Source organism: Streptomyces sp. NBC_01267, assembly GCF_036241575.1.
Taxonomy (GTDB): Bacteria; Actinomycetota; Actinomycetes; order Streptomycetales; family Streptomycetaceae; genus Streptomyces.
On sequence record NZ_CP108455.1, the window covers coordinates 6,021,769 to 6,036,120 of the forward strand.

The 14,352-nt window shown below is 69.9% G+C and carries 10 protein-coding genes; 8 read left to right on the forward strand and 2 right to left on the reverse strand.

All coding sequences use genetic code 11. The features are described 5' to 3' along the window. Positions 1-43 precede the first annotated feature (43 nt). Positions 44-2,203, forward strand: coding sequence for a RecQ family ATP-dependent DNA helicase (locus OG709_RS27510; protein ID WP_250304819.1), 2,160 nt, complete (start codon positions 44-46; stop codon positions 2,201-2,203). A gap of 76 nt (positions 2,204-2,279) precedes the next feature. Here OG709_RS27510 and OG709_RS27515 read toward each other — a convergent pair whose 3' ends face one another. Beyond that, positions 2,280-2,996: a 4'-phosphopantetheinyl transferase family protein gene (locus OG709_RS27515; RefSeq protein WP_250304818.1), complete on the reverse strand. Its 717-nt coding sequence runs from the start codon at positions 2,994-2,996 to the stop codon at positions 2,280-2,282. A 361-nt stretch (positions 2,997-3,357) separates the two neighbouring features. Between OG709_RS27515 and OG709_RS27520 the strand changes: the two genes are divergently transcribed. From OG709_RS27520 to OG709_RS27545, 6 genes are all read left to right on the forward strand, one after another. Further along, complete coding sequence (locus OG709_RS27520; RefSeq protein WP_266640435.1) at positions 3,358-4,656, forward strand: DUF4192 domain-containing protein; 1,299 nt, start codon at positions 3,358-3,360, stop codon at positions 4,654-4,656. 135 nt (positions 4,657-4,791) lie between these two features. Continuing rightward, entirely contained in the window at positions 4,792-5,562 is a 771-nt protein-coding gene (locus OG709_RS27525; protein WP_250304817.1) for an NUDIX hydrolase, read from the forward strand. Between the two features lie 100 nt (positions 5,563-5,662). Then, the gene (locus OG709_RS27530) at positions 5,663-7,471 is read left to right on the forward strand and encodes an ATP-binding cassette domain-containing protein (RefSeq protein ID WP_329167944.1); all 1,809 of its coding nucleotides are present in this window, start codon (positions 5,663-5,665) and stop codon (positions 7,469-7,471) included. A 160-nt stretch (positions 7,472-7,631) separates the two neighbouring features. After that, positions 7,632-8,519, forward strand: coding sequence for a FadR/GntR family transcriptional regulator (locus OG709_RS27535; RefSeq protein ID WP_250304815.1), 888 nt, complete (start codon positions 7,632-7,634; stop codon positions 8,517-8,519). A gap of 333 nt (positions 8,520-8,852) precedes the next feature. Next, positions 8,853-10,397: an RNA polymerase sigma factor gene (locus tag OG709_RS27540; protein ID WP_250304814.1), complete on the forward strand. Its 1,545-nt coding sequence runs from the start codon at positions 8,853-8,855 to the stop codon at positions 10,395-10,397. 144 nt (positions 10,398-10,541) lie between these two features. Further along, on the forward strand, positions 10,542-11,360 hold the full coding sequence (locus OG709_RS27545; protein WP_329167946.1) for a S1 family peptidase: 819 nt from the start codon (positions 10,542-10,544) through the stop codon (positions 11,358-11,360). 126 nt (positions 11,361-11,486) lie between these two features. Here OG709_RS27545 and OG709_RS27550 read toward each other — a convergent pair whose 3' ends face one another. Then, positions 11,487-11,717: a DUF7455 domain-containing protein gene (locus OG709_RS27550; protein WP_250304812.1), complete on the reverse strand. Its 231-nt coding sequence runs from the start codon at positions 11,715-11,717 to the stop codon at positions 11,487-11,489. A gap of 434 nt (positions 11,718-12,151) precedes the next feature. Between OG709_RS27550 and OG709_RS27555 the strand changes: the two genes are divergently transcribed. Continuing rightward, positions 12,152-14,272: a DNA gyrase/topoisomerase IV subunit B gene (locus tag OG709_RS27555; RefSeq protein ID WP_250304811.1), complete on the forward strand. Its 2,121-nt coding sequence runs from the start codon at positions 12,152-12,154 to the stop codon at positions 14,270-14,272. Positions 14,273-14,352: the final 80 nt, after the last annotated feature.

A 14,352-nucleotide genomic window follows, 5' to 3' on the forward strand; every position in this document is an offset into this window, starting at 1 on the left:
GGCGGATTGGGTCCTTGTCAGTGCCGTGAGGTTGCATGGGGGCATGAGTAACCAGGAGCTGCGTGCCGAAGCCGACGCCATCCTCGCTGAGCTGGTCGGCGACCCGGGCGGATCGGCGCGGCTGCGGGAGGACCAGTGGCAGGCGGTGGCCGCCCTGGTGGTGGACCGGCGCCGCGCTCTGGTGGTGCAGCGCACCGGCTGGGGCAAGTCGGCGGTGTACTTCGTGGCCACCGCTCTGCTCCGGCGGCGCGGCTCGGGTCCTACCGTGATCATTTCGCCGCTGCTCGCGCTGATGCGGAACCAGGTCGAGTCGGCCGCGCGGGCCGGTATCCAGGCACGCACGATCAACTCGGCCAATCCGGAGGAGTGGGATGCCATCCACCGGGAGGTCGAGCAGGGCGAGGTCGATGTTCTCCTGGTGAGCCCGGAACGCCTCAATTCGGTTGATTTCCGCGAGCGGATGCTCCCCGAACTGGCGGCCACGACCGGCCTGCTGGTGGTCGACGAGGCGCACTGCATCTCCGACTGGGGCCACGACTTCCGGCCCGACTACCGCAGGCTGCGCACGATGCTGGCCGAGTTGTCCCCGGGTGTGCCCGTGCTGGCGACCACCGCGACCGCGAACGCCCGGGTCACCGCGGATGTGGCCGATCAGCTGGGCACGGGCGCGGGAGAGGCGCTGGTGCTGCGCGGCACCCTGGAGAGGGAGAGCCTGCGGCTGGGCGTGGTCCGGCTGCCGGACGCCGCGCACCGGCTGGCCTGGCTCGCCGAGCACCTGGACGAGTTGCCGGGCTCCGGGATCATCTACACCCTGACCGTGTCGGCCGCCGAGGAGGTCACCGCTTTTCTGCGGAGCCGTGGCTTCGCCGTGGCCTCCTACACCGGGCGCACCGAGAACGCCGACCGCCAGCAGGCCGAGGCCGATCTGCTCGCGAACCGGGTCAAGGCGCTGGTCGCGACCTCCGCGCTGGGCATGGGATTCGACAAGCCGGACCTCGGCTTCGTCGTCCATCTCGGATCGCCGTCCTCGCCCATCTCCTACTACCAGCAGGTGGGCCGCGCCGGTCGCGGGGTGGCCCACGCCGATGTGCTGCTGCTGCCGGGCAAGGAGGACGAAGCGATCTGGCGTTACTTCGCCGAGGTCGCCTTCCCGCCCGAGGGGCAGGTCCGCCAGACCCTCGCGGCCCTCGCCGACGCCGGCCGGCCGCTGTCCGTGCCCGCTCTGGAAGCCCTGGTGGACCTGCGGCGCAGCCGGCTGGAGATGATGCTCAAGGTGCTGGACGTGGACGGCGCGGTCCGGCGGGTGAAGGGCGGCTGGACGACCACCGGTGCCGACTGGACGCACGACTCGGAGCGTTACGCCTGGGTGGCGCGGCAGCGTGCGGCCGAGCAGCAGGCCATGCGCGACTACGTCAGCATGTCCGACTGCCGGATGGAGTTCCTGCGCCGCCAGCTCGACGACGAGAAGGCGACCGCCTGCGGACGCTGCGACAACTGCGCGGGAGTGTGGCTCGACCCCGCGGTGTCGACCGAGGCGCTGGCAGGCGCGACGAGCGAACTGGACCGTCCGGGGGTGGAGGTCGAGCCGCGCCGGATGTGGCCGACGGGGATGCCCGCCCTGGGCATCGATCTCAAGGGTCGAATCCCGGCCAGGGAACAGTGTGCCCCCGGGCGGGCCCTGGGGCGGCTCTCGGACATCGGCTGGGGCAACCGGCTGCGCCCGCTGCTGGCCGCGCAGGCGTCCGACGGGCCGGTCCCGGATGACGTCCTGCGGGCCGCGGTGACCGTCCTCGCGGACTGGGCCCGCTCTCCCGGCGGCTGGGCGTCCGACGGCCCGGAAGCGTCCGCCCGGCCGGTGGGCGTCGTCGCCGTACCCTCCCTGACCCGTCCCCGGCTCGTCGCCTCCCTCGCCGAGCAGGTCGCCACCATCGGGCGCCTCCCCTTCCTCGGCACCCTCGCGTACACCGGGCCCGACGGCGCGCACTCGGCGCACCGCAGCAACTCCGCCCAGCGCCTCCAGGCCCTGTCCGCCGCCTTCGCCGTCCCCGAGGATCTCGCCGGCACGCTGGCCGGTGCTTCCGGTCCGGTGCTGCTCGTGGACGACAGCACGGACTCCGGCTGGACCCTCGCGGTCGTCGCCCGCCTGCTGCGTCGCGCGGGCGCCGACGGGGTCCTTCCGCTGGTCCTCGCCACGGCGGCCTGAGTATGTCCTGTGCGTGACACCTGCCCGTCGACGTGACGGGCAGGCTTGCGCCCCTGCCCGCAGTACCCCGGTGAGGTCAGAGACCGGCGTACTCCGAGCTCGCCACGGCCACCGCTCCGGCGAACCCCTCGGGCACCTCCACATCACCCACCGACCAGCCCGGCCGGGGGTTCACAGCGGACGCGTCCGTTCCCACGTAGTCGAGCCCGATACCGCGGACGAGGCCGACCCCCAGCCCCTTCAGATAGGCCTCCTTGCGCGCCCAGACCCGGGCGAAGGCTTCCGGGCGCCGTTCCTCCGGCAGCCGCGCCAGCTCCGCCCTCTCGCGGGGATGCAGACGCTCACCGACCTCCCGCACGACCACCGGGGACGGCACGGCCTCGACGTCGACACCGACCGGGACGGCGGCGACGGCCAGCAGGGCGAGGTCACCGCTGTGCGAGAGGGAGAAATGCACGGGCACGTCCGCGATCACGGGCCGTCCGTGCGGGCCCCCGCACCCGGCGCAGGGTTCCCGGACGAGCGGAATCCCGCCCGGCTCCGTTCCCAGGTGCTCGCCGAGCACCACGCGCAGCGCCACGTGCGCCGCCACGTAGCACCGCCGGTCCTGCTCCCGGCGGAACGCCGCCGCGCGCTCCTTCTCCTCCGCGTCCAGCACATCCGGCGCCAGCCGGAACGCGACCGGGCCCTGCCGGACCGCGTCCACCAGCCAGACCGCGGCGGCCCCGGCGCGTCCTGGCGCGGCCCGGTGAGCAGAGGAAGCTTCGAGCAGCAGAAGGCGAGGAGTTGTCACCGCGGTTGTTCTCCGTCCGGATGGTCCGTCGGGTCGCCCGCGTGTTCTGCGGGCGCACCGGAGAGCAGACGGTACCGGGTGTCCGCACGGGGCGCGTGGTCCTCGGCCGGGTCTCCGCAGCCTCCGCCGCACTACCTGTGCCGGATCCTAACTGCCCGTCGATTTACGGGTGTTGATCTGAAAATCCTGGGCGTGGCGGCCTGGCTTCGCGGTTGGTGACATGTCGTCCGACTCGCGTCAGGGCTATGTCCTGTGCACAGGGAACGGCCGTACCGGCAGTGCGCGCACGAGGTTCGCGAGCCTGTGGACAAAGTTATCCACAGGGCTCGCGGATCCTTGGAGATCGCGGGATCTTCGAGCCATGAACAAGCACCACGAACCCACAGGTCCCTCTGCCGCCCAGGAACAGATCACCCTGCGTGGTCCCGCCGAACTCGCCGACGCCCTCCCCTACTTGCTGGGTTTCCATCCGACCGACTCGGTCGTGATGGTCGCGCTGCAGGGGCGCCGGGGCCGCTTCGGAGGACGGCTCAGGCTCGGTATTCCGCACGCGCCGCAGGAGTGGCAGCCCGTTGCCGAGCAGCTCGCCGACGGCCTCGTCACCGGCAGCGAGCAGCGAGGGCCCCGGCCCGAGGGCATCATCGTCTTCCTGTGCCAGGACCCGGAGCCCGGGGAGACGCCCGCGGACGTCATGGAGCGGCTGCGCCCCTTCGCCCAGCACCTGCGTACGGCCTGCGGTTCCCGGGACGTTCCCGTTCCGGAAGCGCTGTGCATCTCCGGCGGCAGGTTCTTCTCGTACTGCTGCCCGGACGCGCGCTGCTGCCCACCGGACGGGACACCGCTGGTCCTGCCCGGGACCTCGGTGATGGCCGCGGCTGCCGCGTACGCGGGCATCCAGGTGCGCGGCTCACTGCGCGAAATGGAAGCCAGGCTGTCCCCGTGGCAGCCGCCGCGCACCGGGGCGCAGGAGAAGGCCCTGGACGAAGCGGCCGGCGCTCTCGTGCCGCGGATTCTCGCCGGAGCCGATCGTGAACAGGTCGGCGACGAGACGCTGGATGCGGCCCGGCGGCTCGTCCGGCGCATCGAACAGACGCCACAGGCCCCGGACTGGCCACAGGCCGACGCGGCGGACGACGCGCTCATCACGGACGAGGAGGCCGCCGTGATCCTTCTGGGGCTGCAGGACCGCACGACCCGGGACCGGGCCGCCGAGTGGATGGAGGGACCTGCGGCCGGATCTGTGCTGCGGCTGTGGCGTGCTCTGTCGCGGCGCTGTGTCGGCCCGTACGCCGAGTACGGTGCGGCGCCACTCACCCTCGCGGGATGGGTGGCCTGGTCGACAGGGGACGAGCCCGGTGCGCGGGTGGCCCTCGGGCACGCCCTGCGGCTCGACCCGGATTACACCTTTGCCCGGCTGCTTCACCAGGCGTGCAACGAAGGCCTCGACCCGGAGGCGCTGCGGCACTGCCTGCGTCAGGAACGGAGCAGCCGGGTGGCGCCCCGGAAGCCCTCCGCTGCGGGCAGCAGGCGCAAACCTCCGAAGCCGCCCGGCAGCCGCCAGGACACACCGTGCGGAACGGACCGCCCCGGGGCCGCCGTGGCGCGCACGGACGCACGGCGTCGTAGCGGGCAGCGCGGCGGCACGAGGAACAGGCAATGACGGCGGGGACGGTGAAGAAGGCTGCCCGACGCCTCCCGTCGGGGTCGTCGGGCAGGGCGGACGAGGCAGGAATCGAAGAACACTTCGGATACCGAAGGGCGTGTTTATCGTCAGGGAGACGACTATGATCACGCCATGTCGCCCTACGACCCGTCGGCCTTTCCGCCCTTCGCTGTCACCGTCGATCTGGTCGTGCTCACGGTGCGCCGTCATGCGCTGTGCGCGCTGGCCGTACGCCGTGGAGAAGCACCCTTCCAGGGCCGGTGGGCACTGCCCGGTGGCTTCGTCAAGACGGACGAGGATCTCGGCGCCGCGGCGGCGCGTGAACTGGCGGAGGAGACGGGGCTGTCCGCCCTTGGTCCGTCGACTCCGGCCCCGGTTCCTGGCAGCGGCGCCCACCTCGAACAGCTCGGCACCTACGGCGACCCCGACCGTGACCCCCGGATGCGGGTCGTCAGCGTGGCTCACCTGGCGCTCGCCCCCGATCTGCCCGCGCCCAGGGCCGGCGGTGACGCTCATAGCGCACGGTGGGCACCGGTCGAGGTGCTCCTCGGTCAGGAGAGCGGCATCGTGGGGGCAGGCGAACCGCCGGCCCCGCTCGCGTTCGACCATGCGCGGATCCTGGCGGACGGGGTGGAGCGGGCCCGCTCCAAGATCGAGTACTCCTCGCTGGCCACGGCCTTCTGCCCGCAGGAATTCACGGTCGGTGAGCTGCGCCGGGTGTACGAGGCGGTGTGGGGTGTAGTCCTCGACCCCCGCAATTTTCATCGCAAAGTGACCGGAACTCCCGGTTTCCTGGTGCCTTCCGGCGGCACCACGACCCGACAGGGCGGGCGCCCCGCGCAGCTGTTCCGGGCCGGGGCCGCAACGCTGCTCAACCCTCCGATGCTTCGTCCGGAGGTCTGAGAACCTCTGCGATCCTGCACGAAAAGTCGTAAATGTCGCGTTATCTTGCTGCGGTAGCCGCCTCTGCCGCCAGGCGGTCCCGCTACCCGCGAGAGAAGCGATGCTCCAGGCCACCGGACTCACCAGCACCCCCCGTCGGGATCTGCCTCCCGCCGTGGATGATCTGACCTTCGAAGCCGGATCCGGACACGTCACAGCACTCCTTGGTGCCCCGGGTTCCGGCAAGACCACGGCCCTGCGGCTCATGCTCGAACTGGACCAGGGGCGTGGCATCACGTACTTCCGCGGTCTGCCTCTGCACTGCATCGCCCACCCCGCGCGCGAGGTGGGGGCGCTCCTCGGTGATGTGCCGGGCCATCCCGCCCGTACCGTCCGTGGCCAGCTCCGAATGCTCTGCGCCGTCGCCGGGGTGCCCGCGTCCCGTGCCGACGAACTGCTGGAGATCGTGGACCTCGGCGATCTGGGCAAACAGCGGATCGGCGCGCTCTCCCTGGGGATGGACCGCAGGCTCGGTCTCGCCGCGGCCCTGCTGGCCGATCCGCACACCCTTCTCCTCGACGAACCCGCCGAAGGGCTCTCGCCGGGTGACAGCACCTGGATGTACGGGCTGCTCCGCGCCCACGCCGCCCAGGGCGGAACTGTCCTGTACACCACCAGCGACCCCAGAACGGCGGCCCGGACGGCTGATCACGTCGTCACCATCGAGGACGGGCGACTCGTGGCGGATCAGGACGGCGCGGAGTTCGCCCGTACCCGGCTCCGCCCACGCGTCGCCGTGCGTACGCCCCACACGGCCCGCCTGGCCGGGCTGCTGGGCCGTGAAGCCCGCGAGAGGCAGCGTTCCGTGGAGGTCGTCGCCGAGAGCGGCAGTCGGCTCTCCGTCTACGGCAGCAGCTGTGCGGAAATCGGCGAGACCGCATTCCGGCACGGCGTCCTGATCCACCAGCTCGCCGACGAGACCGGCGACATGGGGCCGGCGCCGCGGCCCGAGCCTCCGAGTTCCGCGACAACTGCCCCTGAACCAGCGCTGCCAGAGACCTCCTTGCCCGAAACGCCCGCCCCTGAGGTCTCTCTGCTCGCAGCGCTCCCTCCGCTCGTGGAACCGGAACCGCAGCCGCTGATCGCTCCCCGGCCCGCCCGGGGCCCGTCGAGACCCCTGCGCTACGAACTGCGCCGGCTCTTCGGCGTGCGGACCGCTCTGCTGGTGACGGGCGCGGCCCTTGCCCTGTCGGTGGCTGTGGCGGTGCTGCTCGCCCGCGCCACCGAGACCTCGCTTCCTCATCTGCTGGTGGCCTGGCCCGATCAGTTGCCCCTTCCCCCCACCGCCTTCGGCGCCGGACTGCTCGGCGCGCTCGCCTTCGGCGACGAATACCGCTACCCCGCGCTCGCCGCAGGCCGGGGCGGAGTGCCCCGCCGTATCGGCCTGCTCGTCGCCAAACTCACCGTGTCGGCGGTGACCGCTCTGCTGCTCGCTCTGCTCACGGTCGTGGCCGATGCCGGAGTACTCCGCCTCGTCTACGGCGGGGAATTGAGCCATGTTCCGTCCGGCTGGCCTCACCTGGCTGCGAGTTGGGCCGGATTGACCGCGGGATGCGCCTGGGCGGGGCTGCTCGGCGCCGGCGTCTTCAGGAGCACGACCGCAGGCCTTGCCGCCGTGCTGTCGGTCCCGGTCGCCGTCGTGCCGTTGCTGCGGGCGGCGGTGTCGGGACCGGCCGCACGTTCGGTCGCCGGATTCCCCGCCAGGCTGCGCGAACTGGCATGGCTGGAGTGGCCGCACGAGGTCGACCGCTGGCTGATGGCGATTCTGCGACTGCTGGCGCAGCCCGTCGGGGCTGCCCTCACGCTGTCGCTCTCGGCCCTGCTCTGCGCGTATCTGTTCACCGGCCTTCGTGGCAGGGCCCGTTGGTGAGCATCTCGGACCCTGTCTTGGCCGACCTGCGCGCAACTCCTCGCAGAATGCCCGCTTCTTTCCGATAAGGCGTCAATTACGAGGAGGTCGGTGATCACCCTTTCGTGTGCTTTTCACCAAAGACCTCAAGGGGGACCTGGGGCACGCCGACAAAGGATGCGTGACTACCCTTGCGCACTCCATGATGACCACCTCCCGCACCCCCGAGTCCGGCCTCGCGGGCCCTGGTGAACTCGACCGCTTTCCGTACGCAGAGACGCCCGGCGCAGGCCGTGCCGGAGCCCCGGCCTGGGGCGGCGGTGACGCCGAGCTGGGCCGGGTGGGGCGGCGCACGACGGGCAGCCGTGGCCGCGGCCTGCACGGGCAACTCGTTCAGCAGCTCGGTCAGATGATTGTCTCCGGCGATCTCGGCGCCGACCGCCCGCTGGTTCCCGAGGAGATCGGGCAGCGCTTCGAGGTCTCACGCACGGTCGTGCGGGAGTCCCTGCGCGTCCTTGAGGCCAAGGGGCTGGTCAGTGCCCGTCCCAATGTCGGTACTCGGGTCCGTCCGGTCAGTGACTGGAACCTGCTGGACCCGGACATCATCGAGTGGCGGGCCTTCGGCCCGCAGCGCGAGGACCAGCGCCGTGAGCTGAGTGAGCTGCGCTGGACGATCGAGCCGCTGGCCGCCCGTCTTGCCGCCGGGCACGGACGTGAGGACGTGCAGCAGCGTCTCGCGGACATGGTCGAGATCATGAGCCATGCTCTCGCCCAGGGGGACTCGATCACCTTCTCCCGCGCCGACGCCGAGTTTCACGCCCTGCTCATCCAGCTCGCGGGCAACCGCATGCTGGAGCACCTCTCCGGCATCGTCTCGGGGGCGCTTCAGGTCTCCGGCGGACCGGTCACCGGCTGTGACCGTCCCACCGAGATCTCCCTCGTGCATCACGCGCGCATCGTGGACGCGCTCGCCGCGGACGACCCCCAGGCCGCCGAGGCGGCCATGCGTCAACTGCTCACCGTCCACCCGGAGGTGGAGCGCGTCGTTCCCGCGCCGCGCGTGCACTGACCGCGCGGTGTCGGCCGGGGTACGCGTCCGCCGCTTCGGGCCGCCGGAATCCCGGGGAGTCCGGCGACGTGATTGTGGGTAAACGTCCCTTATGGCGGATCGCATCGCAAATGGGGTGTGACTCGGGCCACGCGAATTGGGCGTAACACTCCTCGAAGCCACGCGATGACCTAAGAGGTGGTAGCCGAAGAGGGAATGCGAGCGTCGTTGACGGCGCTGTACAGCTCCGAGGCTCAGCCCGCGCCGTCGGTACATCCCCAGCCGGCGGTCGTCGGCTCCAGGCCCGTCAAGGGCGGAGTCGGAAGCCGTTTCCATCGTTTCGAGAGGTTGTTCGTGTCGGCCAGCACATCCCGTACTCTCCCGCCGGAGATCGCCGAGTCCGAGTCTGTCATGGCGCTCATCGAGCGGGGAAAGGCTGATGGGCAGATCGCCGGCGACGACGTGCGCCGGGCCTTCGAGGCTGACCAGATTCCGGCCACCCAGTGGAAGAACGTTCTGCGCAGCCTCAACCAGATCCTCGAGGAAGAGGGTGTGACTCTGATGGTCAGTGCCGCGGAGTCGCCCAAGCGCCCCCGCAAGAGCGTCGCAGCGAAGAGCCCGGTGAAGCGCACCGCGACCAGGACCGTCGCGGTCAAGACGACCGCGGCGAAGACCGTGGCGGCCACTGCGGCCCCTTCGGCCGACAGCGTGGACGCCGTGGCTGACGACGCCGAGCCCGCGAAGAAGGCTGCCGCCAAGAAGGTAGCGGCCAAGAAGACCGCCACGAAGAAGACGGCGGCCAAGAAGACGGCCAAGAAGACCGCCTCCAAGAAGGATGCCGACGACCTCCACGACGGTGACGAGGCCGCCGAGGAGACCCCGGCGGCCAAGGCCGGCGAAGAGGAGGAAGAGGGCGGCGAGGCCAAGGGCTTCGTCCTCTCCGACGACGACGAGGACGACGCGCCCGCGCAGCAGGTCGCCGTCGCCGGTGCCACCGCAGACCCGGTCAAGGACTATCTGAAGCAGATCGGCAAGGTCCCGCTCCTCAACGCGGAGCAGGAGGTGGAGCTCGCCAAGCGCATCGAGGCGGGGCTCTTCGCCGAGGACAAGCTGGCCAACTCCGACAAGCTCGCGCCGAAGCTGAAGCGCGAGCTGGAGATCATCGCCGAGGACGGCCGCCGGGCCAAGAACCACCTCCTGGAGGCCAACCTCCGCCTGGTCGTCTCGCTCGCCAAGCGCTACACGGGCCGCGGCATGCTCTTCCTGGACCTGATCCAGGAGGGCAACCTCGGTCTCATCCGCGCAGTCGAGAAGTTCGACTACACCAAGGGCTACAAGTTCTCCACGTACGCCACCTGGTGGATCCGTCAGGCGATCACCCGCGCCATGGCTGACCAGGCCCGCACCATCCGTATCCCGGTGCACATGGTCGAGGTCATCAACAAGCTCGCGCGCGTCCAGCGCCAGATGCTCCAGGACCTGGGCCGTGAGCCCACCCCGGAGGAGCTGGCCAAGGAGCTCGACATGACCCCCGAGAAGGTCATCGAGGTCCAGAAGTACGGCCGTGAGCCGATCTCGCTCCACACTCCTCTGGGTGAGGACGGCGACAGCGAGTTCGGTGACCTCATCGAGGACTCCGAGGCGGTCGTTCCGGCCGACGCGGTCAGCTTCACGCTCCTCCAGGAGCAGCTGCACTCGGTCCTGGACACGCTGTCCGAGCGGGAGGCCGGCGTGGTCTCCATGCGGTTCGGCCTCACCGACGGTCAGCCGAAGACGCTCGACGAGATCGGCAAGGTCTACGGCGTGACGCGTGAGCGCATCCGCCAGATCGAGTCGAAGACCATGTCGAAGCTGCGTCACCCGTCGCGTTCGCAGGTCCTGCGCGACTACCTCGACTGAGCCGTCACGGCTGAGTTCTGCAGCGGGCCCGGATCTCTCCGGTACGAGAGATCCGGGCCCGTTGTGTATGCACGAGTGGATGCGGGCGGCGACAGGCTGGTTGACTCCGGGTGAGGAGAATTCACCGGAGAGTCAGGAAGCTGTATGCGTCGTCCTATCGTCCGAGCGCTGGTCGGGGTGGTGACGCTGGCCGCGGCAGCGGTGCCGTCGGCCGCGCCGGCGTCTGCCGCCACTGCTGTGATCGGCGGTCACGCCGTGTCCGTCGTCGAGAGCCCCTGGGCGGTGGCTGTGTCCAGCCGTCAACGGTTCGGGGGAGACAGGGCGGGCCAGTTCTGCGGGGGAGTGGTGGTGGCCCCGCGCGAGGTGGTCACGGCCGCCCACTGTCTGAGCAGCGAAGTGCTCGGCACTCGGTTGAGCCAGGTGCATGATCTGAAGGTCATTGCAGGCCGCAGCGATCTGCGGACATCTGCCGGCCGTGAGATCGGGGTGAGCTCCACATGGATCGACCCCCGCCACGACCCGGTCAGCAATGCCGGTGACCTGGCGGTGCTGACCCTGTCGAGGGCGCTGCCCGGATCGGATGCGATCAGGATGGCCGACCCGGGCGATCCCGCGGAGCGGCCGGGCACCGACGCCACCGTTTACGGATGGGGTGACGTGGCGGGCACGGGGAGCTACCCCGCGGTGCTGCGTGCGACCCAGGTCTCGGTTCTGCCTGACGCGCGGTGCGCATCGGCGTACCCCGGGTCGTCGAGCGGGACGTTTCAGGCGGCGACCATGCTGTGCGCCGGGGAGACTCGGGGTGGGCACGACGCCTGCCAGGGCGACAGCGGGGGTCCGCTGGTTGCCCGCGGGCGACTCATCGGCCTGGTCTCGTGGGGGGCGGGCTGTGGCCGCGCGAAGAGCCCCGGGGTCTACACCCGGCTGTCGGCCATGGCTGCAGCTGTCGCCGACCACGGCTGACCCGGGAAAGTCCCGGAACGAGCCCGGTTCGGGGCATGAGAACGGGCGGCCTCTCCTGTGGATACAGGCCGGGCCGCCCGTCGACCGGACTGCGACCGGTCCCTGGCTCGTCGTGGTTGCGAGGTGTCAGCGGTCCTCTTCTTCGGAATGTGCCGGCACAGCCGTGAGGCGGTCCGTCTCATCCTGTATGTCCGCGGCGATCTTCTTGAGTTCTGGCTCGAACTTGCGACCGTGGTGGGCGCAGAAGAGCAGTTCGCCGCCGCTGGTGAGGACAACGCGCAGGTATGCCTGGGCGCCGCATCGGTCGCAGCGGTCAGCGGCCGTCAGCGGGCTCGCGGGGGTCAGAACAGTAGTCACGTCGCCTCTTCTCTAGCTCGACGAGCTGTCGTACCAGGGTCAACATCCAACCAGGCCGAAAACGTTCCCGCTCGTGGCTTTTCCTTGAAAATTTTTGTCAAGGTGGCTGTCTGTCGCCGGTTGGCGGCGAATAGGCCGTATTGCGGTGGCTTTACGGTTTCGCGTTGCTTGTCTTCGTTTTGATCCTCCCGGCTGGCTGCCGGTTGTTGATGAGGACGTGCCCGGAGCCTAAATGGTTCATGCGTGGAAGGGAACGTGATGTGTGCTTCACTCCAACGAGCGATCGAACAGGTGTACGGTGCCGGTTTGAGTCCGGACGTCTTCTAGGGTGGCGTAACAACGCCTCTACCAGGGCTCGGTACCCTCTGACGGGCGACCGACGCCTGGCCTGTACCCACTGGGCCCCAAAATAAATTCAGCGAGGAGCGAACCGCGTGACCGCCGATACGTCCGTGCCGTCCACTGCGCTGCTGAGTGGAGCAGACCGTGATGGCTCCAACTACACCGCGCGGCACCTGCTCGTACTCGAAGGGCTCGAAGCGGTCCGTAAGCGGCCCGGTATGTACATCGGGTCCACCGACAGCCGCGGCCTGATGCACTGCCTCTGGGAGATCATCGACAACTCGGTCGACGAAGCTCTCGGCGGCTACTGCGACCACATCGATGTGATTCTCCACGAGGACGGCTCCGTCGAGGTCCGGGACAACGGGCGCGGCATTCCGGTCGACGTCGAGCCCAAGACCGGACTGTCCGGCGTCGAGGTCGTGATGACCAAGCTGCATGCGGGCGGCAAGTTCGGGGGTGGCTCGTACGCCGCCTCCGGAGGCCTGCACGGTGTCGGCGCCTCCGTCGTCAACGCGCTCTCGGCCCGGCTGGACGTCGAGGTCGACCGGAACAGTGCCACGCACTCCATCAGCTTCCGCCGGGGCGTCCCCGGCATGTTCACCGAGGCGGGCCCCGACAGCCCCTTCGACCCGGCCAACGGCCTGCGCAAGGCCAAGCGGGTACCCAAGACGAGGACCGGCACCCGCGTCCGCTACTGGGCCGACCGCCAGATCTTCCTCAAGGACGCCAAGCTCTCTCTGGACCACCTGTACCAGCGGGCCCGCCAGACGGCCTTCCTCGTTCCGGGGCTGACCCTCGTGGTGCGGGACGAGCGCGGTCTGGACGGTGCGGGGAAGACGGAGGAAACCTTCCGCTTCGACGGCGGGATCAGCGAATTCTGTGAGTACCTCGCACAGGACAAGGCCGTCTGCGACGTCCAGCGGCTGACCGGCCATGGCACGTTCAAGGAGACCGTCCCGGTCCTCGACGACCGGGGCCACATGACGCCCACCGAGGTCACCCGCGATCTCGGCGTGGACATCGCGCTGCGCTGGGGCACCGGCTACGAAACGACCGTCAAGTCGTTCGTCAACATCATCGCGACGCCCAAGGGCGGCACCCATGTGTCCGGCTTCGAGCGCTCCCTCACCAAGACCGTCAACGAGGTGCTGCGCTCGGCCAAGCTCCTGCGCGTCGCCGAGGACGATGTCGTCAAGGACGACGCGCTGGAAGGGCTGACCGCGGTGGTGACCGTGCGGCTCGCGGAGCCCCAGTTCGAGGGGCAGACCAAGGAGGTACTCGGCACCTCCGCGGCCAACCGGATCGTCGCGAACGTGGTGGCCAAGGAGCTCAAGGCGTTCCTGACCTCCACCAAGCGTGACGCCAAGGCCCAGGCCCGTGCGGTGCTGGAGAAGGCCGTCGCAGCCGCCCGTACGCGGATCGCGGCCCGTCAGCACAAGGATGCGCAGCGCCGCAAGACCGCGTTGGAGTCCTCCTCGCTGCCGGCCAAGCTCGCCGACTGCCGCAGCGACGACGTCGGGCGGAGCGAGCTCTTCATCGTGGAGGGGGACTCCGCGCTCGGTACGGCCAAGCTCGCCCGGAACTCCGAATTCCAGGCGCTGCTGCCGATTCGGGGCAAGATCCTCAACGTTCAGAAGTCGTCCGTCTCGGACATGCTGAAGAACGCCGAGTGCGGGGCCATCATCCAGGTCATAGGAGCCGGGTCGGGACGGACCTTCGACATCGATGCGGCGCGCTACGGAAAGATCGTCCTGCTCGTCGACGCGGACGTGGACGGCGCGCACATCCGATGTCTGCTCCTCACGCTCTTCCAGCGCTACATGCGGCCGATGGTGGAGGCGGGACGGGTCTTCGCGGCCGTGCCGCCCCTGCACCGCATCGAGCTGGTCCAGCCCAAGAAGGGGCAGGACAAGTACGTCTACACGTACTCGGACAACGAGCTCCGGCAGAAGCTCCTGGAGTTCCAGCGCAAGAACGTCCGGATCAAGGACTCCATCCAGCGGTACAAGGGGCTGGGCGAGATGGACGCCGACCAGCTGGCGGAGACCACGATGGATCCCCGGTTCCGGACGCTGCGGAGGATCAACATCGGTGACCTCGACTCGTCGGAGCAGGTCTTCGATCTGCTGATGGGCAACGAGGTGGCCCCCCGCAAGGAGTTCATCACCAGCTCCGCGGCGACGCTGGACCGCTCGCGCATCGACGCCTGAGCCGGGGATCTCGCGGCTCCATTCCTGCGGCTCCACCCACGGGTGGAGCCGCAAGATCCACCCTCGCTCCACCCCTGCTC